The sequence below is a fragment of the Colwellia echini genome, from assembly GCF_002843355.2.
Classification (GTDB): domain Bacteria; phylum Pseudomonadota; class Gammaproteobacteria; order Enterobacterales; family Alteromonadaceae; genus Colwellia; species Colwellia echini.
The window spans coordinates 1-19224 of the sequence record NZ_PJAI02000033.1; the positions used below are offsets into that span (position 1 = coordinate 1).

Annotated in this window: 15 protein-coding genes and 1 tRNA gene; 8 read left to right on the top strand and 8 right to left on the bottom strand. The window is 35.3% G+C overall.

Annotation, left to right across the window (positions count from 1 at the left end):
- Window positions 1–112: 112 nt before the first annotated feature.
- From CWS31_RS16510 to ttcA, 5 genes are all read left to right on the top strand, one after another.
- Window positions 113–310: a CPXCG motif-containing cysteine-rich protein gene (locus CWS31_RS16510; protein ID WP_101343773.1), complete on the top strand. Its 198-nt coding sequence runs from the start codon at window positions 113–115 to the stop codon at window positions 308–310.
- A gap of 623 nt (window positions 311–933) precedes the next feature.
- Window positions 934–2316 (top strand): MATE family efflux transporter, encoded by a 1383-nt coding sequence (locus CWS31_RS16515; protein ID WP_101343772.1) that lies wholly within the window; start codon window positions 934–936, stop codon window positions 2314–2316.
- Window positions 2317–2532: 216 nt separating this feature from the next.
- Window positions 2533–2607, top strand: a tRNA-Val gene (locus CWS31_RS16520).
- A gap of 578 nt (window positions 2608–3185) precedes the next feature.
- The gene (locus tag CWS31_RS16525; protein ID WP_101343771.1) at window positions 3186–4310 is read left to right on the top strand and encodes a DUF3083 family protein; all 1125 of its coding nucleotides are present in this window, start codon (window positions 3186–3188) and stop codon (window positions 4308–4310) included.
- Between the two features lie 244 nt (window positions 4311–4554).
- Window positions 4555–5448 carry a tRNA 2-thiocytidine(32) synthetase TtcA gene (gene ttcA / locus CWS31_RS16530; RefSeq protein ID WP_101343770.1) on the top strand — a complete coding sequence of 298 codons (894 nt, stop codon included), beginning with the start codon at window positions 4555–4557 and terminating at the stop codon, window positions 5446–5448.
- A 446-nt stretch (window positions 5449–5894) separates the two neighbouring features.
- On the opposite strand, the gene CWS31_RS16535 is transcribed toward ttcA, so the two are convergent.
- From CWS31_RS16535 to CWS31_RS16570, 8 genes are all read right to left on the bottom strand, one after another.
- Entirely contained in the window at window positions 5895–6377 is a 483-nt protein-coding gene (locus CWS31_RS16535; RefSeq protein ID WP_101343769.1) for a gluconokinase, read from the bottom strand.
- 350 nt (window positions 6378–6727) lie between these two features.
- Window positions 6728–7501 carry a glucose 1-dehydrogenase gene (locus CWS31_RS16540; RefSeq protein WP_101343768.1) on the bottom strand — a complete coding sequence of 258 codons (774 nt, stop codon included), beginning with the start codon at window positions 7499–7501 and terminating at the stop codon, window positions 6728–6730.
- A 234-nt stretch (window positions 7502–7735) separates the two neighbouring features.
- Entirely contained in the window at window positions 7736–8659 is a 924-nt protein-coding gene (locus CWS31_RS16545) for a glucosaminidase domain-containing protein (RefSeq protein WP_246143596.1), read from the bottom strand.
- A gap of 22 nt (window positions 8660–8681) precedes the next feature.
- Complete coding sequence (locus CWS31_RS16550) at window positions 8682–9545, bottom strand: YciC family protein (RefSeq protein WP_101343767.1); 864 nt, start codon at window positions 9543–9545, stop codon at window positions 8682–8684.
- A gap of 184 nt (window positions 9546–9729) precedes the next feature.
- Window positions 9730–11313, bottom strand: a complete 1584-nt coding sequence (locus tag CWS31_RS16555; RefSeq protein WP_101343766.1) for a flavodoxin domain-containing protein — start codon at window positions 11311–11313, stop codon at window positions 9730–9732.
- Between the two features lie 122 nt (window positions 11314–11435).
- Entirely contained in the window at window positions 11436–12269 is an 834-nt protein-coding gene (locus CWS31_RS16560) for a DUF4198 domain-containing protein (RefSeq protein WP_101343765.1), read from the bottom strand.
- 94 nt (window positions 12270–12363) lie between these two features.
- Complete coding sequence (locus CWS31_RS16565) at window positions 12364–12903, bottom strand: DUF2271 domain-containing protein (protein ID WP_101343764.1); 540 nt, start codon at window positions 12901–12903, stop codon at window positions 12364–12366.
- 24 nt (window positions 12904–12927) lie between these two features.
- Window positions 12928–13602: a PepSY-associated TM helix domain-containing protein gene (locus tag CWS31_RS16570; RefSeq protein ID WP_101343763.1), complete on the bottom strand. Its 675-nt coding sequence runs from the start codon at window positions 13600–13602 to the stop codon at window positions 12928–12930.
- Between the two features lie 572 nt (window positions 13603–14174).
- On the opposite strand from CWS31_RS16570, the gene CWS31_RS16575 reads away from it, so the two are divergent.
- The 3 genes from CWS31_RS16575 (at window position 14175) to CWS31_RS16585 (ending at window position 19025) form a co-directional block, all read left to right on the top strand.
- Window positions 14175–16319, top strand: a complete 2145-nt coding sequence (locus CWS31_RS16575; protein WP_101343762.1) for a TonB-dependent receptor — start codon at window positions 14175–14177, stop codon at window positions 16317–16319.
- 898 nt (window positions 16320–17217) lie between these two features.
- Entirely contained in the window at window positions 17218–17955 is a 738-nt protein-coding gene (locus CWS31_RS16580; RefSeq protein ID WP_101343761.1) for an FRG domain-containing protein, read from the top strand.
- Complete coding sequence (locus CWS31_RS16585; RefSeq protein WP_101343760.1) at window positions 17952–19025, top strand: DUF262 domain-containing protein; 1074 nt, start codon at window positions 17952–17954, stop codon at window positions 19023–19025. Before CWS31_RS16580 ends, CWS31_RS16585 begins: the two co-directional genes overlap by 4 nt.
- The last annotated feature ends 199 nt before the right edge of the window (window positions 19026–19224 follow it).

Genomic DNA, 19224 nt, shown 5'->3' on the forward strand with positions numbered 1-19224 from the left:
GTAATACGGATAATTAAGGCTGTTGTAGCATTTTGCTTATCCCGAACTCAGGTTAGTTAAGATAACTAAATTAAAATAACTTAATTTTTACTTTATTGTTGGAGCAGAGATTATGACTACTCAACTCAGTGAAAAACGTATTACTTGTCCTCATTGCGCTCACCATTTACATACAACAATTGATAGCTCCGCAGGTGATCAAGATTATTACGATGAATGCCCTGCTTGTTGTAATGAAATTCACTATCATTTACATATAGATGAATATAGAAAAACAATTCAATTGTCAGTTGATAGTGGTGATAAATAAGTTATTTGTAACCAGCTTTTGAGTGTTATCACCAACAGCTACTAATAACCAATTTATTAGGAGCTGTTGATCTTTCAGGGATAAAATTTAAACCGAATTAAATCGCGGCGCGAGCTTTGTATCATAGTTATTCTATAAAAAAGCGAGCAACAATGAGTAAATTCGTTTTAAATGAGCCCTAAAGGGCAGCACTTGTTTGAAATTTATACTAGGTTATCGTATGAACGAGTAGCTAACTACACGTCACATACTCTGCCTTGTCTTCTCTTAATACAAAGAAATCCAAACAAGTTGCTGTAAAAGTAATATCGAAAGATCAACAGACCCTAACAATAATTATATTTTCACCTAGCTATTTAAAGCATCGTACTAGTGGGTGTTCTATATGGGTAATCTATAGATAATTGCCTTGTTTGCTTTTGTTATCTCAATTATCATAACTAGTGTTTTTTAGGCGTTAATTTCAAATCATTAAATATGACTTTGCCACCAAAACTCATAACCACCTACAAATAGCTGTCTAGTGATTATTTATAAAAATAACCTTCATAGTTAATGTAGTTAATGAAGTAAATTTAGCGCCAATCACCTTTGCTCTTCTCCTTGTTAAAAGTTGTCAAAAAATGAATCTTGCGGATTTTTTTACCCACAGTAAAAGTTTATTAAAGCTCACCTACCCTATTTTAATTGCCCAGCTTATACAAAACTTGATGGGGTTTGTTGATATAGTTATGGCAGGACGCGTAAGCTCTATAGATTTAGCCGCCGTTGCCGTAGCTAACAGTATTTGGTTACCAATTACGTTAACTGTTTATGGATTAATGATGGCGTTAGCAGCCATTGTGTCTCAGCTATCTGGCTCAAGTAAATATGAAGAAGTGGTGGAGAAAACCTATCAAACTGCATGGATAGGCTTAGTATTGGGCTTATCGCTTGTTGGGCTTTATTATATATTGATGCCAATTATTGCACCTCATGTGACCTTAGAGGATAAACTTGCAGGATTAATGTTTGATTACCTCGGTTTTATTATTTGGGGCGCTCCAGGTTATTGTTTGTATCTGGTATTAAGAAATTACTCCGAAGGTTTGTCTTATACAAAACCGACCATGATCATCAGCGTTATTGGTTTATTAGTTAATATCCCTGCAAATTACATATTCATTTATGGCAAGTTCGGCCTACCTGCTTTAGGCGGCGCAGGATGTGGTATTGCAACGGCATTAGTGTATTGGTCAATGTTTATCAGTATGCTGAGTTACTGTTTTTATTCAAAAGTGCTCAAACAAGCTAATTTATTTACTGCTTTTTATTGGCCTGTTTGGCATGAAATTAAAAACATTCTTACTTTAGGCATCCCTATTGCGTTGTCTTTATTGTTTGAAGTAAGCCTGTTTGCTATTGCTGCTATTATTCTCGTACCGTTTGGCGCTCTCGTTGTTGCGAGCCACCAAGTCGCCCTTAACTTCACTAGCCTTGTTTTTATGGTGCCATTAAGTATCGCTATGGCTACCACTATTAAAGTCGGTTATGCCGTGGGCAATAACAACCTAAAACAAGCTAGAGATTACACTTTATACGCCAATATATTAGGTTTACTGCTCGCCTGCGTTACGGCAATATTTACCTTGTTATTTAGAAAGGATATTGCGGGCTTTTATAGCACTGAGGAGCCTGTTATAGAATTAGCTGCAAACTTAATGTTATTAGCCACTATTTATCAATTTTCAGATACTATTCAAGTTGTATCTGCTGGTGCATTACGTGGCTACAAAGATACTAAATCTATTTTATATATTACCTTTGTTTCCTATTGGTTAATTGGTTTATCTGTTGGTTTAGTCTTATGTGTAACTGATTGGATAGTACCTAAAATGGGGCCTTATGGTCTTTGGATTGGTTTTATTGTCGGTTTAACCGCCGCTGCAATTTTATTGGCTTGGCGTTTACGTATTATTCAACAACGATTAGCTTTTGAAATTCAGAGAACGACAACATCAACCTAACAAGCGGTAAAGTATAATCCCTCTATTCGGTGTTGTTTTACGGTGTTGTTTTAATCACATTGACGATAAAATCAGCACGCCATAATGTTTTTCAACTGAATTGTATAAAACTGCTTGCAAGGCGATAAACCAAAAGCTAACATAGCGCCTCGTTGACAAACCAACGTTTTGTTTACTAACAGCTTATAAGTTTAAGTAGTTCTAAATAATAAATCTGCGCGGTTAGCTCAGTGGTAGAGTCCTCGCCTGACTTGCGAGTTGTCAAGTGTTCGAATCACTTACCGCGCACCATATAAAGTAAATCAAATAAACCGCTTAATAGCGGTTTTTTTGTATCTTTTTTTACTTACTTTTTAATATTGCCTTATCGCTATAGCGTTATGGCAATATTTACGCAAAATATTCCCTCCAATATACTGGATTACAATTGAAACCCTTGATACTTCACTAAATCTACTAGCTTTGCCAGTTACTGTAATGTTAATATCAAAAGGAATAATAAATTCATGATAAACTATTAACTTAAAGTGAGTTAATACCGTTTATATCGATGATAAAATTAAAGAATATACATTTATAATTTACGCTTACTAATTAAAATATATAATCAATTAATTTAAAAAAGCCTTACAAGATTAACTTTCTGTTAGGTTTTAAATAAGTTATAAGTAAGTTATCAAATGAGTATTTTAAAATAACAGTAAAAGCTGTTAAGCGTTTTATCTGTATCGTGCATGATCAATATAAATACGCAATGCAAGACAGCGTTGCTTTGTAAGCTTCCTCAGATGTTAAACATATACATGGTATGCTGAAGTAATTACAACAATAAATATAAGTACAATCGACCAAATAAGTAAGGAATAAATATGATAAATAAAAGCTCAGTTTTCCGCAGACACCGCGCTTCAGTTAAAGTTTATGTGCCTAAAGTATCGCGTGATAATCACTACCTAATCGCCGAAATGCCATTAACAGATAAATTGCTCGAATTAGTTGTTGGGAAAATTGATACGACTGAAGAGCGACCTTATCAAAAGTTTTATCAAAAACTAGGTAGACTTGCCTTAAACGCTGTTGAAGAGTGTGATATAGCTCATGCTAACTTTGTAGCTAATAACCGTTTAGTTCGTGTTCGTCATAATGAAGAGCAACAAGTTTTACATACTGAAAAACAATCATTCTTCTTTTATAGCCCTCTTCATAATAGTACATTCAAAGGTTATTTTGATGGTGCTGTTCGTTCAAACAAGATCAAATTTCTTTTCCTAGCAACTGGCGATAACTTACGTGAAGATGCGGCAGAGTTTCATGAAAAAGTTATTTCTGCTGTTGAATTAATTTCAGCACGTATCGGTCTAGACAAAGAAGATTTAAAGGTGCGTGATCACCAGCATTTAACTTATGATATTTTTGCTCGTCAAAAAGGCAATAAAGAAAGTGTTACACATACTTTCAGAGAAATATCAGCTCGTTATTTACATCAAGGATATCCTGTACCTGAAACCGCGTCTGCTATTACTTATGCGGTAGTAAGTATGCCTATGACTAGACGTCTGCTTAAAGATACAGCAATTGATTATGACGCTGAAAAACCATATGAATTACTATATGAAAAAATATCAACTGCTTTTACTAATAGTGTGAAAACCCATCAACTAAAACATGCAACTATGTTAGCTAATGGTATGTCACCGATTGTTCGTCTTGATAAAGAAAAGAAAACTATTATTAATGGCGATATTATCTCTTTGGGTTATAACCCAGAAGAAGAAGGCACAGATGTTACTTCACAATGGGAAGGCGATAAATTAGTTGATACAATTCAGTTCATATATTGTGCTACTGATTCAGACGAAACACACAATACTTACGGTAAATTTGTTAACAACGTCACCCAAGCAGTTAATACGATGGCAGAAGACTTAAATTGGAATAAAGAGCGTGACTACATGTTAATGCGTTTAAACCAACAATTACTTCGTCGTATATAATTTCGGGTTTGTTGTTAAGAAATTAGCCTTAGGTTAATTACTTACAAAAATAGTTAAGCTAAAAAGAGTTAAGCGCAGTATTTATTACTAACTTAACTCTTTTTTTATACCCATAATTTAACTTTTCATAACTACTTTCTCTAGTTCAACAGACAGTATTTGCATCTTGAACTGGACCGGGTATATACTTCACATTTTTTACTATTCGACTTACCGTTTTACTTACCAAAGGCTTTTATAAATCATGGCTGTATTAGACACACCTAAACTATCTACTAACCAAAATAAGCTCATCAAAAAGCTTAGAAGAAATGTAGGTAAAGCTATTTTCGATTACAACATGATTGAAGAAGGCGATGTTGTGATGGCAGCTATCAGCGGAGGCAAAGACTCTTTTGCCATGCTTGATATTTTAATTGCTCTGCAAAAGTCTGCACCTATTAATTTTAAAGTGATTGCAGTTAACTTAGATCAGAAACAACCTGGTTTTCCAGAGCATATTTTACCTGAGTATTTTGAATCATTAGATATCCCTTACTATATAGTAGATAAAGATACCTACTCAGTGGTTAAAGCTAAAATAGATGAAGGTAAAACAACTTGCGGTTTATGTTCTAGATTACGTAGAGGCACCTTATATTCATTTGCAGAGTCTATTGGCGCGACAAAAATTGCCTTAGGGCATCATATGGATGACATGGTAGAAACTATGTTCTTAAACATGTTTTTTGGTTCTAAAATGAAAAGTATGCCACCTAAACTATTATCTGACGATAAACGAAACATCGTTATTCGCCCGCTTGCATATTGTAGAGAATCTGATTTAATTAAGTTTTCTAATTTTAAAGAGTTTCCAATCATTCCTTGTAACTTGTGCGGCTCGCAAGAAAACCTACAAAGACAAAATGTAAAAGCGATGCTAACTGATTGGGATGCGCAAACCCCCGGTAGAGTGGAGGCTATTTTTAAATCAATGAAAAACGTTAGTTTAAGTCAACTTGCCGATACTAACTTATTTGATTTTCAAAACTTAAAAATCGATCGTTCAACTGAAAAAGAAGAATATGAATTTGAAAAAGAACATGTTTCTTCTTCAAATATTGACGAGTCTTTATATATTAACGTAACTAATATCTAGTGATATAGCCTGTTGAGCGCATGTTTATATAACTCATTATTTAATAAACTGGCTATTAAGCCGAATTCGATATAACAAATATCCGTATAATTAACCTGAGTTCGGAATAAGCAAAATGCTACAACAGCCTTAATTATCCGTATTACTGCGTTACGAAAGCTCCCAATAACCAGTTATTGGCTTCGCTTTCCCGCCTTGTACTACGAATAATTAAAACTATTGTAGATACGTGAATACAAATAGTTGAAATTGTTGTACTTTACAATTTCATTATCCCGAACTCAGGTTATTTATAATTGCCTTAAAATAGCTGCCATATGAAAGCCCCTAATAACCCATTACTGGGGGGCGACTTCTCACCTTGAACAACTGATAACTTAAACTATTATAAATTTACGTTACTAAAATATTTGTTAAATAAATTAGGTAAAATATAGTGCTTTTTATTAGTTAATTTTCTTTAAAATATGCGCGATAATATCATCAACGGCAAGTGCAACTGATACGGTAATCGCATCAAGTGGCACTTCTAGGGTTTGTAGCTGGCTTTCTAGCAAAGTACTGCCCATAAAGTGAGATTCTCTATTCGTTAAGCGCGATAAAAGTAAGTCTTTATCACCTTGTAAATAAACAAACTTCACACTCCCTTCTGTGGTTGATGATAATAAATCACGGTAAACTTGCTTTAATGATGAACAAGCTAAAACACAACCACCTGCCGCTTGCCACTCAACAATTTTTTTAGCTAGAAAATTTAACCAAGGTTTACGATCTTCATCAGTTAACGCTGTGCCCCCCGCCATTTTGGCAATACTTTCAGGGAAGTGATAATCATCAGCATCATAAAATGGTACCGATAGTTGCTCAGCAAGCTTTGCTCCAACTGTTGATTTACCACAACCACTTACTCCCATTACGATATATATCATCTCAATTTTCTCACTATTGTATTTATTATTAACCTTCGTTATTTTATAGTTATTGTAAAATTTTTATCCTAGCACTTTTTCCATTTATGGGATAATAAAGCTAGCTATAGCATTAGTAGCAACAACTCCTGAGCCTGATATTTCACTAATAAGTGGGCAAGGTAATACGTTAACGAATGCAGTAATTTGAATTCATCTTGTTACTCCCAAATTAGATTATTCATCAACGCTACGCTGCCAATTATTAATCGCTGACATTTTAAAGGAGTAGTTAGGGCGCTATAAAAATGGAAATAATACCTAGAATTTCGTTACTAAAAAGCGGAATAAGCGTTTGTCATTAACCTGCTTTATCGTGCTAACCAACCACCATCAACCGCTAAAACATGCCCATTAACATAATCACTTGCTGATGATGCTAGAAAAATAGCAGTGCCCGCTAATTGTTCTGGTTCACCCCATTGACCTGCTGGAATACGTTTTACAATGTCAGCGTTACGTTCAGGGTTGTCTTGTAATGCTTTAGTGTTGTCTGTTTTGAAGTAACCTGGGGCAATTGCGTTCACCTGCACGTTACTTATTGCCCACTCATTCGCTAATGCTTTAGTGATACCGGCAACCGCATGTTTACTTGCGGTATAAGCTGGCACTGTCATGCCGCCCGAATAAGATAACATTGAAGCAATGTTAATTATTTTTCCGGTTTTACGTGTTAACATGTCTTTTCCGGCAAGTTGGCTTAACTGAAATAAGCCATTTAAGTTAACATCGATTACGCTTCGAAATTCATCCATAGGATATTCGTGCGCAGGAAAACGAGAAATAGTGCCACCATTATTTATTAAAATATCTACTTGACCCGCCACAGTTATCGCATCTTGATAGAGTTTCGTAACGGCTGCTTCATCTGATAAATCTGCAGCTAAACCATGCGCGTTCCCGCCAGCTAGTTTGATTAATGCTATTGTGGCATCAGTGCCGCCAGGACGTGATGCGCAACAAAGCACGGTAGCACCTGCTTTTGCCAAACCTACTGCTATTGCTTGCCCTAAACCTCTACTTGCGCCTGTAACTAATGCTACCTTACCACTTAAAGAAAATAATTTTTGAGTTTCATCATTCAAGATTTTTATCCAATTTATGTAATGTAAATAGTGAGAGGTTAACTAGACCATCTTCGAAACTTATACTTGTCATTTCTGTTAACATTTAACCGTGAAGTTACTCTTGCTCTGATACTGTTGTTTCACCTGTAATTATTTTCTCAATAAACTTAACGATATAAAAAACGGTCAATACTATTCTATTATGTATTGACCGTTTTTTATATTAATCCTTGAAATAGAAGTATTGACCGTCTATAACGCTTGTGTTGGCTTTTTTTGAACAAAGTAACGTTTATTGTGACGCAACATATCGGTGATATCTAACACATAATGTGCTCCACGTTGCGAATAAGGTAATAAACCGGTTGCTAAAATTTCAGCATCAAGAGGTTGATCTTGTGCACGTAATTCCGCACGAATAGTTCTAAATACATGATAGGCGTTATGCTTATTTATATTATTAAAATAACCTGAAATAGCAGAGTCGATACTTTGAAACGCAGCAACTTCATGTTTAGCGCCGGTATCACGACCGCCAGGTACCATGCCACAACCGCGCTTATAACACCAAATACCAAAGAAGTTCAAACCTACTCGAGCAAAACGTGAGGTTCCCCACGCAGATTCATTTGCTGCTTGCACTAAAACCAACGAGGTTGGGATAACATCAACACGCATTAATAGGTCATCTATTTGTTGTAATGACGAAGCACCATTATCAACACGGTAGGCATCTACAAAGGCTTGTAACTCTAAATTTTCTTCATCTGTTAAACCTATGCCTAAAGATATTTGTTCATGCCAATATTCAAGTTTACTGCGTTTTTCTCTTAACTGCTGATTTTTAGCTTCAACTGCAGGGCGAATAAAACTAAAGAATTGACGCTTTTTAGTTGGTATATCACTAATAGCAGAAAAGTCAGGTAATTTCACTTGGTGTAAGGGCTCTTCAAAAACAACCTCTTTTTCTACAACCTTAGGTGCAGGTTTAGGTTTATTTTGCTTGATACGGGTAATTTTAGTTACCGGCTTTCCAGAGCTGAGATCAACAGTAACTTCTTCTATGATAATAGTATCTGTTTCATTATCTAAACTGTCGGGTTTTAAAAAGGTAAAAGGTGCTGCCAATGCAACAAGTAATAAAATAGCTAATATATAACGAATAAAAAGCATCATACTGATAAATCCTTTTTTATAATTAAGCTGAAAATGTATCATCTGGACCATTATGCCCAGAGTCTTTCTTAGTATAGCTTTTACTAGACGGTTTATTATCCATTTCGAGTTCGCCGTTAATACTTTCTTCACTTAGCGTTCTATTAACAAACACACCAAATATGTCGCGATACAATATACCTTTCACATTATAGTACCACGGCGCTAAATAGGTTAATCCGAATAAAAATATCATGATACCAATAGGCGCTAAACTCGAGTCTACTAATAAAGCAATAGGGACAAGTAGTGAAATTAAGGTCATAAAAAGAACAAAGTAAATAGCTAATAATGGTAGTAATTTAAAACGCAGTGATTTAACCGACAATACAACCGCTTGAACAGGGCTCATCTTTTTTTCTACAACAAGTGGCACAGTTAGCGATAAAAGTACCGCCAAAATTATTCCAGGAATAATAAATAATTGTGCGCCAAGGCTTATTAGTAAAGAAGTTAACAAGGCACAAAGTGCAACCCAGCTACCACGATTTAAGAACGAGAAAACCATATTACTGGTGGTCGGTCTATTAATAGCATGATAAACCCCCATCATTTCAATACCTGCGATAAACGGCCACACGGCAATAGTGACAATCACATTAATAATCTGCAGCATTTCAGGGTTTTCAAAAACAATTTCAATACCACCAAAAAAACTACTGGCAATATAAGAAACAACTACGCCAAAAAAGAACACGCCAATTAATCCAAGATTAATCGACATTCTCGAGTTAAGTGTTAATTGCCAAGCTTCGCTTAACACTGATTTCACATCAACCGAATATTCGCCTTTGACTGCCGTTTCAACATTTCCGCCAACGGAAACAATTATATTTTTCTCTGACAAAATCGATCCTTTCAAAAAAAGTAATATTAATTTGGCGAGCATTGTACTAGAAAAAGATATCAATTGCTCGATGAGTAACATTTTGCAAGAAAACACGTGGGGTGGGTAAGTTTACACAAGAGCAATATTATCAAAGTCTACTATCGCTCAGTATTCTAGGCAATGCTAATGAGAGAAAGCGTTATTAATAAACGTCGCGAATATAACGTTGTTGCTGTTGTAATTTTTCTAAGCTTGATTGCCCTAAAATATCAATTAAGGTTTGCTGAACGCCCTCACCCATGCCTGATAACGATCCACAAACATATATACTAGCACCATCGGCAACCCACTGTTTAACGGTTACTTGCTCGCGCAACACAATGTCTTGCACGTATTTATCTACTTGTGTTTCTTGCGCATTTTTTTGGGAGTAGGCACAACTTAATTTCGTTAATGAACTTGCTTGCAAGTTAGCGAGCTGTTGATTTAGAGGCAGTTGCGGATCATCATTTCGTTCGCCAAATATTAACCAACTAGGCCCTGTTTTATTATTTACAACTGAGTGGTTATCAAAAAATGTGCGTTCCGCAATTTGTGCTTTTAAACCCGCTAAACCACTACCGGCACCTATAAGTATTATCGACTTACTGTGATCAATATTATGGTATGCACTCACATTTCTAATTTGTCCTTCAACAACATCGCCTATTTGACAATAATGGCTTAAGTAACCCGATGCTAAACCAAATTTTTTAGTATCAGCACTCTCAAATAACCGAACGATAAGCTCTAATTGACCTGATTGTGTAATGGAGGCAATTGAATAGCTACGTTTGTGTAAGTAAGGTAATTTGCTTACTAATTCATCTTGCGTATATAAACAAACTTTTGGTAGCTCTCTTGTTAACAACCATGATGTTAAAGTTTGTTGATGCCCTTGGTAAGTTAACCAAGTATCACCATTAAATTGATTTTCAAGCAGCCACTGCTCTACAACCTCAACAGGGTTTTGCGGTTGTATATCAATTAAATCGCCGGCTTGCCAATGAGGACAAGGGCCAATACTTGTAAAGTTTAATTGTAGTAATTTTTCATCATTACAATCTGGGTTAAGTACTACACGTTCATTTAACTGCCAATATTGTAAAGATTTAATTTCTGGGTTAAGTGTTACTTCGTGATCAATATTGATCCAATCAGGTGTAATATCAGCAAGTTTGGTAATTTGTTCTTCATAATTATCAACCGTAATAACATTACCTAACGAGTTAGCGCCAGCCTTTAACATTGTTTGATTAACTTGATAACCAAAGGCACAAAATTCAGGATAGCTACTATCACCTAAGGCGATAATAGAATAGCTTAAATGGCTTAATACTTTATTTTCATGGTATGTATTATTGTTATCAGCAGACGTTTGCTTCGCATTATGTTTAGCGAACATTTTAGAGAACTTTTTAATAAACAAGGCACCGTTATCAGGCGCTTCACCATTACCATAAGTACTCACCACAAATAATATTTTTTCAATTGAGTCTAAATGTTCAAATGTTAATGAATTTAAAGCTATAACATGAGAAGACTCAGAAAGATCTAATGCTTGTGCGCAGCGGTTAGCAATAGCTTGAGCATTACCTGTTTGGCTAGCATAAGTTATGAGAACTGTGCCGTTAGTAGCCGGAGTACTACACCTAAAACGATGTAAACGCCACATTACAAAACACAAAACTAACCAGGCAACACTTAAAAAAATAATGACAACATTAGTTGAATACAAACTTTGCATAAACACACTTTTGTTAGGCTTTCGATTTGGCGATTTTTAAATAACGGCTAGCTCAATTTATGCTAGCAAGTAACTTATACCCACATTGCTGGGTATAAGTTATAGGAAGATGAAACCAAAAACTATAATGGCAATACTGAGAATGTTGCACCATAGCTGCCGCGACGTGAAGTGGCAGGAGCCTCGGCTATATCATCTTCATAATCGGCTTCAAGTAAATACATACCCGCTTCAGGCCAAGTAATGTTTACAAAACCTTTGGCATCAGTTACTAAATCAAGTTGATTTTGATCGTTACGGTAACGTGTATCACCTTTAACAATGGCTAATTTCACACCAACAGCTGGTTTGCCATGAAATAAGAATTGAAATTTAGCACTTTCACCTGCAAATAAATCATTAGGGTGAGTAACAGGTACTAGCTCTAAACCTGAATTACTTGGTTCAAATACTTTAACAGTTGGTTCACCAGAAGTAACAAATGTTTCTAAACGGCGGAAGCTACGAGCTACTTTTAATGAATCAGCATTTTGTGGTACTGCTGTTGTAAAGTCAGCTTCCACTGCTGTTTCACCACGGCCAGGCCATCTTTTACGCTTGCCTTCTTTATCTTTCCAAGAAGCGCTTAAACCACCTGAAGCATAAGAAAGTTTATAAGTGCCTGGGGTTAGTAAATTCAAATCAAACGTTGAACGAAATTTACCTGTATTAGTATTTTCAACTTCAACCGTTTTGCCTAAAGGGTCTTGAACTAATAAACCTTTCATACGCAAAGGTACGTACTCAGGAACAAATAAAGAGTTTGAAACGGCGGCGTCGAACGTTACCCATGGTGTTTCACCAGATAAATTAGTTGAGCTAGGTAAAATCCAAGCACGATGAGCGTTAGCGTTAACACATAAGCCCAATGCCATAGTGAGAGACAATAATGCTTTAATAGGTGTAGAGATATTCATTTATTGATCCTTTAATTGTTTAAATCAGTTGTTTAAATAAGTTGTTTAAATTAATTGTTAAATATTTTTATGTTTAGCTTTTAAACTAAAACGGTTAATCCAACATAACTTCAACAGCACCTAATTCAGTACTGCCTTTTGCTTGTAATGGGTAGTCGCTTGCGTTTACGGGTAATACAATTGGAACATTAATCACTTCTCTACCACCTACTTCTCTTGAGGCTTCAATACGTAATTGATATTCACCTGCGGGTAGTGTTTTTAATTGCTCAGCATTCAAGTCAACAGAGATAATATGCTTCCCAGGGCCTTTAGTCGCTGAAGTTAAACCATCAAACGGTTGCTCTGCTTGTCGGCCAATACGTCGCCACCACTGACGAATATCTTTTAGCCACTTTTTGCCTTCATCATCTTTCATATCTTGGTCGTACCATAAAGCGACTTGAGTTGACTTACGGCTGCTATCTTCTAACCATACCGCTACGTACGGTTTATGGTATTCAGCAACATCCATGCGAGGTAATTCGACACTTAATGACAACTTATTGTTATCGGCATGAGCGACAGCGCTAATGGCGGCGTTTAATGCAAGTGTTGAACAAAGCACAACACGAAGAAAGGTAATACGATTCATTGATTTTCCTTGTAAATACGATGATTAATGTAAACTAACTAAAATAATAATAAGTGGCGCAAGTACACCTAAAGTAACTATGGGCCATGTTGATAAACGGAAGTTAGCTTGTTTATAAAGCAACCACAAACCACTTAAACAAAAAACGATAGATATTCCGGCAAATATATCGATAAACCAACGCCAAGCCTCATTGGTATAACGACCTTTGTGTAAATCATTAAAAAATGAAATCCAGCCTCTATCTGTTTGCTCATAAATAAGCTCTCCGCTTTCAAGATCAATTGAAAGCCATGCATCTACGCCAGGATTTGGCATAGATAAATAAAACTCTCCATCATCAAGCTCACCAATTAAGCCACTTGATAATGATAATTTATACTCGGATATTAAATACTCACGTATATTTTCGGGTAAAGCATTTTCTGGCAAAGCATTGTTATTTAGATCATATTTTTCATTGCCATTTCGTTTATTATTTTCACCGCTATGGCTTTCATTGTTTTCAGTACGTATGCGCCAAGGGTCTACTAAAGCATTTGGTAATTGACTTTCAATTGTAGTGATATCATTGTTAGCAGGAATGTCCCCTGCATGATTAAGGGTAATGCCTGTCCATGAAAAAAACAGCATCCCAATACTACAAATAGCCGCACTGATCCAATGCCATTGACGTGCGTTACCTAATGCTATTTTCATCTGTTTTCTACCCTGAGTACTACTGTGTTATAAATTTAAATAACTGTTTTTTAATCGACTATTTATATACACCATACGTATGTTAATAAGATTATCGGTATAAGTAATAACTTCTTGTTACATTAAGAAAATATTTTAAAATACTCGCTATAAATACAGTTGTTTTTTTATGGTGTGCACTGTACAAAACAATCATTATCATGTCAAACAAATAACAATGATTATCATTTGCAGTGTAAAGGGAATTTCTCATTAATACACTACTTGATGATCTAATACTAACTATGATTTAGTAACTCAAGAGACTATGCTCATACATTCTCTAGTAAGCACATCTACCTATCCTCTTATAACAAATAAAAAATCAATGCACCCATATAATAAGTCTACATTTTTATTAACTAATCTGAAATCTCAGTGATCGATGAATCGTTTTATTTATCGTATCACACAACAAACGTAACAACTTTAAAAATCAGAATGATAACTACTTGCATTAAGATTAATACTACGTATAATTTACTTCATTAGAGTAAATAAACTAATTATGATGAATTATTTGTAGGAATATCATGTTAAAAAATAAAATATCTATTGCTGTATCAGTCGCCCTTTTGTCTATTACGCCACAAGTATTTGCAGAAGATTCTGCGGTTACTCAAGCTGATAATACACAAATCGAAACAAAAAATAACACTGATAAAAAAGGTGTAGAAGTAATTAAGGTAACAGGTAATTATTTTAATAACTATAAAGTTAATGATGCATCTGGTGCTATGCGTACTAATGCTTCATTATTAGAAACTGCTCAATCAGTTTCTGTTATTCCAGAAGTAGTCATTGATGAACAACTTGCGACAACTTTAGGTGAAGTACTTGCCAACGATGCAAGTTTATCCCCTGGCTCAAAGCAACGTAATCGCGAAGTATTCTACTCTCGTGGTTTTGAGTTGAGCTCTTCTACAGGTTATTTACGTGACGGACATCAACATTGGTCACACTACCAACAACCTATCGAAACTTTACAAAGAGTTGAAGTAATTAAAGGTCCATCAAGTGCATTATATGGACAATCTGGCCCTGGCGGTTTAATTAACATGGTGACTAAGCAGCCAACAGAAAAAACTTTATTTGATATTAGTGCCGACACAGACCAAAACGGTTCAACACGATTTATGATGGATGCTGGTGGTAGAATTACCGAAGATTTCGGTTACCGCGCAGTACTTGTAAAACAAGATGTAAAATACGATCGTGAATACCAAGATAATGATCAACGTGAACGTGACCGTTTCCTAGGTTCATTAGTGCTTGATTACGCAATAACCGACAATTTAAACTTCAACATTTATTACGACCAAACCGAAGACGAAGCAGGATTAGACACCGGCGGTTGGTTAGATGATAATGGCGATTTAATCGGTGATGAAAAAACCATCTATGACTTTTCATGGGCGTTTACTGATATTACAGTGAAAAACATGGGAGGTAAGGTAACTTATTTTTTCAACCCACAATGGGCGGTTAAAGTAGGCTATAACGAACAAACATTCGAACGTCAACGTTTTGAATCATCGCCAAATCAATCAAGCTATTCACCTGAAGACATGAGTTATAAATCTGCTCCTTACGATCGTTTTGATGACTGGCAATTTAAAACAGCATTTATCGATTTAACTGGTGAATTCTCAATCGGCTCAAGTCAACATCAAGTATTATTAGGTATGAATAGTCTTGATTATTATTATGGACAAAAACGTGTAGATCCAGCCTCTGACGATCCTTTTGCTGGACATGTAGTTGGTCAAGCCGAGCCTGCAAAACCAAACATTAATTATGCAACCGATGATACTGTGTCTGAAACGGAATATGATTATTACGGTATTTATTTCCAAGATTTAGTGACTTTTAATGATCACTGGCAAGTAACTTTTGGTGGTCGTTTCGATCAACAAAAGAAAGAAGGTGCAAATAGCGAGTCGTTTGTTCCTAAGTTTGGTGTTTTATACCACCCTATTAATGACGCAACAGTTTACGTAAATTACTCTGAAGGCTTTGAACCTGCATCAAGTGAAACACTTGATAATGTAGATGATGCGAACCATGGTATGGAGCTTGATGCCGTTACTTCTGAGCAAATTGAAGTAGGTGCAAAATGGCAAGTGTCTGAGCGTTTATTGCTTGAAACTGCCGTATTTGATATTAAAAAGAGTGGTGCTTCAATTACTGAAAATTTAGTTGATGATCTTGATTTCGAAACAATAACAACCCAAGCCGGTCTGCAAAGACATCAAGGTTTAGAGTTATCTGCACAAGGTGCGGTAACTGATACTTTATTCTTAATGGCTTCAACTATGTACCTTGATGCTGTATATGAAAAAGATCAAACATACCAAGGCAAACGCCCTGTTGATGCACCAAAATGGTCTGCAAGTATTTGGTCACGTTATGAAGTAACAGAAGTTATCGCATTAAATGCAGGTATATTTTATCAAGGTGAGCGATTTGCCGACAGTGATAACACTATTGTAAAAGATGGTTATACCCGTGTAGATTTTGGTGCGACCTTCAGCACGCTTGTTTCTGATACTGTGATTGATTTTCGTTTTAATATCGAAAACTTACTCGACACTGACTACCTTGCCGGTGGTGGTGTAAACAACGTAAGTATTGGTGATGGCAGAACAGCCCGCTTTGAAGTTAAAGCGTCTTTCTAATACTCAGCAACGGGATATAATACTTAACAGCTGATTTAATAAATTAGAAAATAATTAAGCTGAAATGTATTAAAAATACGTTGGCTAAGTTGTAATCTAATTCAGTTGTATTGATAGTGTAGAGCTAAATTGTCATTTAGCTCTACACTTTTAAAGCCGAAATAATATCCATTTCATTAATTATTACCGTTTGTTTTATACGCAAGAAAAATGAGCACATATTTAATAACTTGGTATACCTTATCCTACCGACAAGCCCAACTAAGTTTCACACCTAACTCCTCACATAACTTCCCTACACCTAACTAAAACCATTACTCGAATAAATTTTAAAGCAAAGCTATCAACATTATAATTTTATTGATTGTTGTACTAAAATATTTCGATAAAACCCCCATAACTCTTCAAAGCACTTAAACCGGTATTCTTTACCACGGTAAATAGTTTTCATAGCTACAACCTTTAATGTCTTATAACGAATAAAGAGTGTATAACTTCCAACCATTTAGAAGCGTTAACGAAATGTAATTATTAGTATTGATTAGTTAACCTGAACTTGGGTTATTTAGTCATTGTAAAATCACGTGACTGCCCAAGCTTTTGCATCGGCTATGATCATTCAATTACAGACAAAGTTTACATTTATCGAATAATTATAATATTGATACTGTGTATAGGTACAAGGCTATTAATTTCCCTCTTTCTACAGCAAAGAATGAAAGCTTCCTTATTTTACACATCCACCAGTTCAGGGCTAATTTTTAAGTGATTGAAATAAATTGAATAGTGACGTATTCTCAATAACATTTAAATAATCAGATGGATAATTTTCTTTTATAGATAGAAGTAATTTTTCATTTGAACAAGCTGTTATATTTCAAAGGAGTTTTACCGCAAAATGGAAATTAACTCGATACAGGATCTTCTAGCAAAACTTGAAGAACTTCATCATGATCAAAATCAAGATATTTGGTATAGGGGACAAGCATCTTCTGAATGGTCATTGAAGCCTTATTATTTGCGTTTAGATGGCCGACAATCTGAATCGACATTATTAAAACGCTTTAAACAGAGTGCGGCTATGTTGATTGATACTGCGCCCAAAGAATCTTTTGATTGGCTGTTTTTAATGCAACATTACGGGGTGCCTACACGTTTATTGGACTGGAGTGAAAGCCCTTTAGTTGCTTTATACTTTGCGGTAGAAAATCTAGAGAAGCACGGAAATGAAGACGGTGCTTTATGGCTTTTATATCCATCAGAACTTAATAAAAATGCTCATATAAATAATCGAGACGAAGATGGCTACATACCTTCTTTTGAAGATGAAGAGTTGGTAAGTTATTCTGTAGAAAGCTTGAAAAGTAATACAAGAGTTCAGCTTTTACCTGTTGCAACAATTGCGACTCGAAATAATGCAAGAATTCAGGCACAACATGGCGTCTTTACCATACATCATCATGAGAATATTGCATTGGAAGATATTGGTAATCGAAAGCATGCAGTAAAACTAGTTATTCCCCAGGCCTCTAAAGAGATTTTGAAAAAGCAACTTGCTCTTTTAGGTTATTCAAAATTCCAATTATTCCCTGAATTATCCAGTATCGGCGATATCATTAAGGAGAGCATTCAATGAGCTTTATAGAAACGAACGCAATAAAAAACTCAACTACCATGATGATTTTTGCAGAAAGAGAAGAGATAAAGTTAGATCCGCCGTATCAACGTATGGGAGATGTATGGACAAAAGAAAAGAAGCAGCTATTAATTGATTCTGTTTTAAATGACTATGATATTCCAAAAATATATTTCCATATATATGAAAGAGAACAACAAACAGAAACTGGAATAACATATTCTGTTATAGACGGTAGACAAAGACTAGAAACTATTTGGCAATTTATTGAAGGTAAATTTAACCTTTCTGATGATTTTGAGTATCAGAGAGATCCATCAATTAAAATGGCAGGCTTAAGCTACGAAGACATAGCAAAGGAGCACCCTAGAATAAGAATCCAATTTGATTCATTTGTTTTACCTATTGTTGGTGTACGAACTGATGATGAAGAGTTAATTGAGGATATGTTTTCAAGATTGAATGAAGCAGTCCCTCTTAATGCTGCTGAAAAAAGGAATGCATTTGGTGGTGAGGCGGTTAAAGTAATTAGAAATGTAGCCGCAATGGATTTATTTACAAAGAAAGTTAAATTTTCTAATAAAAGATACCAGCATTTAGAAGTATCAAGTCGCATTCTATTAACTGAAAATAGTTTAACTGAAAATAATAAAATAATTGATACCAAAAAAGTTTATTTGGATAAGTTTGCTTCCGCGAATTCAGGAAGTGAGCAAGAGATGTCTGTGCTATTTGAGCGTGTGGTAAATGTAGTAAAACAAATGGAAGAGGTGTTTTCTGATTCAGATGAAATTTTAAGATCTCAAGGTAATATGGTTTTGTACTACCTGATTTTCAGACAATCATTGCTCCTGAACGAAGTAGATAAAATTAGTAGAAGAAAATTATTAGATTTCAGAATTGAGTTAACTAAAAACAGACAAGATGCAGAAGAAAATTATTCTGAATCCACATTCGAATTTTTAGAATTCGATCGGTTATCACAACAAGGGACAAATGACGCCTCTAATATACGCGAACGTTTTAGAACGTTGGCGGGATATTTAGGCCTTAGCAAAATTGAAATATAAGTTGCTTAAACGGAAAAATAACAGTTGGCCATCGCTACGCGATTATAGCCAACCATTATTTTCCGCTTAGCAAAGCGTTGAGGCTGTAGAATTTCTCCAAAAAAGACGTGTTCACGTCTTTTTTTATATTTTATCAATTGTTTATTTTTTAAGCTTGAAGCAAGTTCCTCGCTGTGATCTAATAGATATTATTCACCGA

What these genes read in the sequence shown, in the direction of transcription:
- CWS31_RS16510 (WP_101343773.1), top strand. Translation starts at nt 113, where the DNA reads ATGACTACTCAACTCAGTGAAAAACGTATTACTTGTCCTCATTGCGCT.
- CWS31_RS16515 (WP_101343772.1), top strand. Translation starts at nt 934, where the DNA reads ATGAATCTTGCGGATTTTTTTACCCACAGTAAAAGTTTATTAAAGCTC.
- CWS31_RS16525 (WP_101343771.1), top strand. Translation starts at nt 3,186, where the DNA reads ATGATAAATAAAAGCTCAGTTTTCCGCAGACACCGCGCTTCAGTTAAA.
- ttcA (WP_101343770.1), top strand. Translation starts at nt 4,555, where the DNA reads ATGGCTGTATTAGACACACCTAAACTATCTACTAACCAAAATAAGCTC.
- CWS31_RS16535 (WP_101343769.1), bottom strand. Translation starts at nt 6,377, where the DNA reads ATGATATATATCGTAATGGGAGTAAGTGGTTGTGGTAAATCAACAGTT.
- CWS31_RS16545 (WP_246143596.1), bottom strand. Translation starts at nt 8,659, where the DNA reads ATGATGCTTTTTATTCGTTATATATTAGCTATTTTATTACTTGTTGCA.
- CWS31_RS16555 (WP_101343766.1), bottom strand. Translation starts at nt 11,313, where the DNA reads ATGCAAAGTTTGTATTCAACTAATGTTGTCATTATTTTTTTAAGTGTT.
- CWS31_RS16560 (WP_101343765.1), bottom strand. Translation starts at nt 12,269, where the DNA reads ATGAATATCTCTACACCTATTAAAGCATTATTGTCTCTCACTATGGCA.
- CWS31_RS16565 (WP_101343764.1), bottom strand. Translation starts at nt 12,903, where the DNA reads ATGAATCGTATTACCTTTCTTCGTGTTGTGCTTTGTTCAACACTTGCA.
- CWS31_RS16570 (WP_101343763.1), bottom strand. Translation starts at nt 13,602, where the DNA reads ATGAAAATAGCATTAGGTAACGCACGTCAATGGCATTGGATCAGTGCG.
- CWS31_RS16575 (WP_101343762.1), top strand. Translation starts at nt 14,175, where the DNA reads ATGTTAAAAAATAAAATATCTATTGCTGTATCAGTCGCCCTTTTGTCT.
- CWS31_RS16580 (WP_101343761.1), top strand. Translation starts at nt 17,218, where the DNA reads ATGGAAATTAACTCGATACAGGATCTTCTAGCAAAACTTGAAGAACTT.
- CWS31_RS16585 (WP_101343760.1), top strand. Translation starts at nt 17,952, where the DNA reads ATGAGCTTTATAGAAACGAACGCAATAAAAAACTCAACTACCATGATG.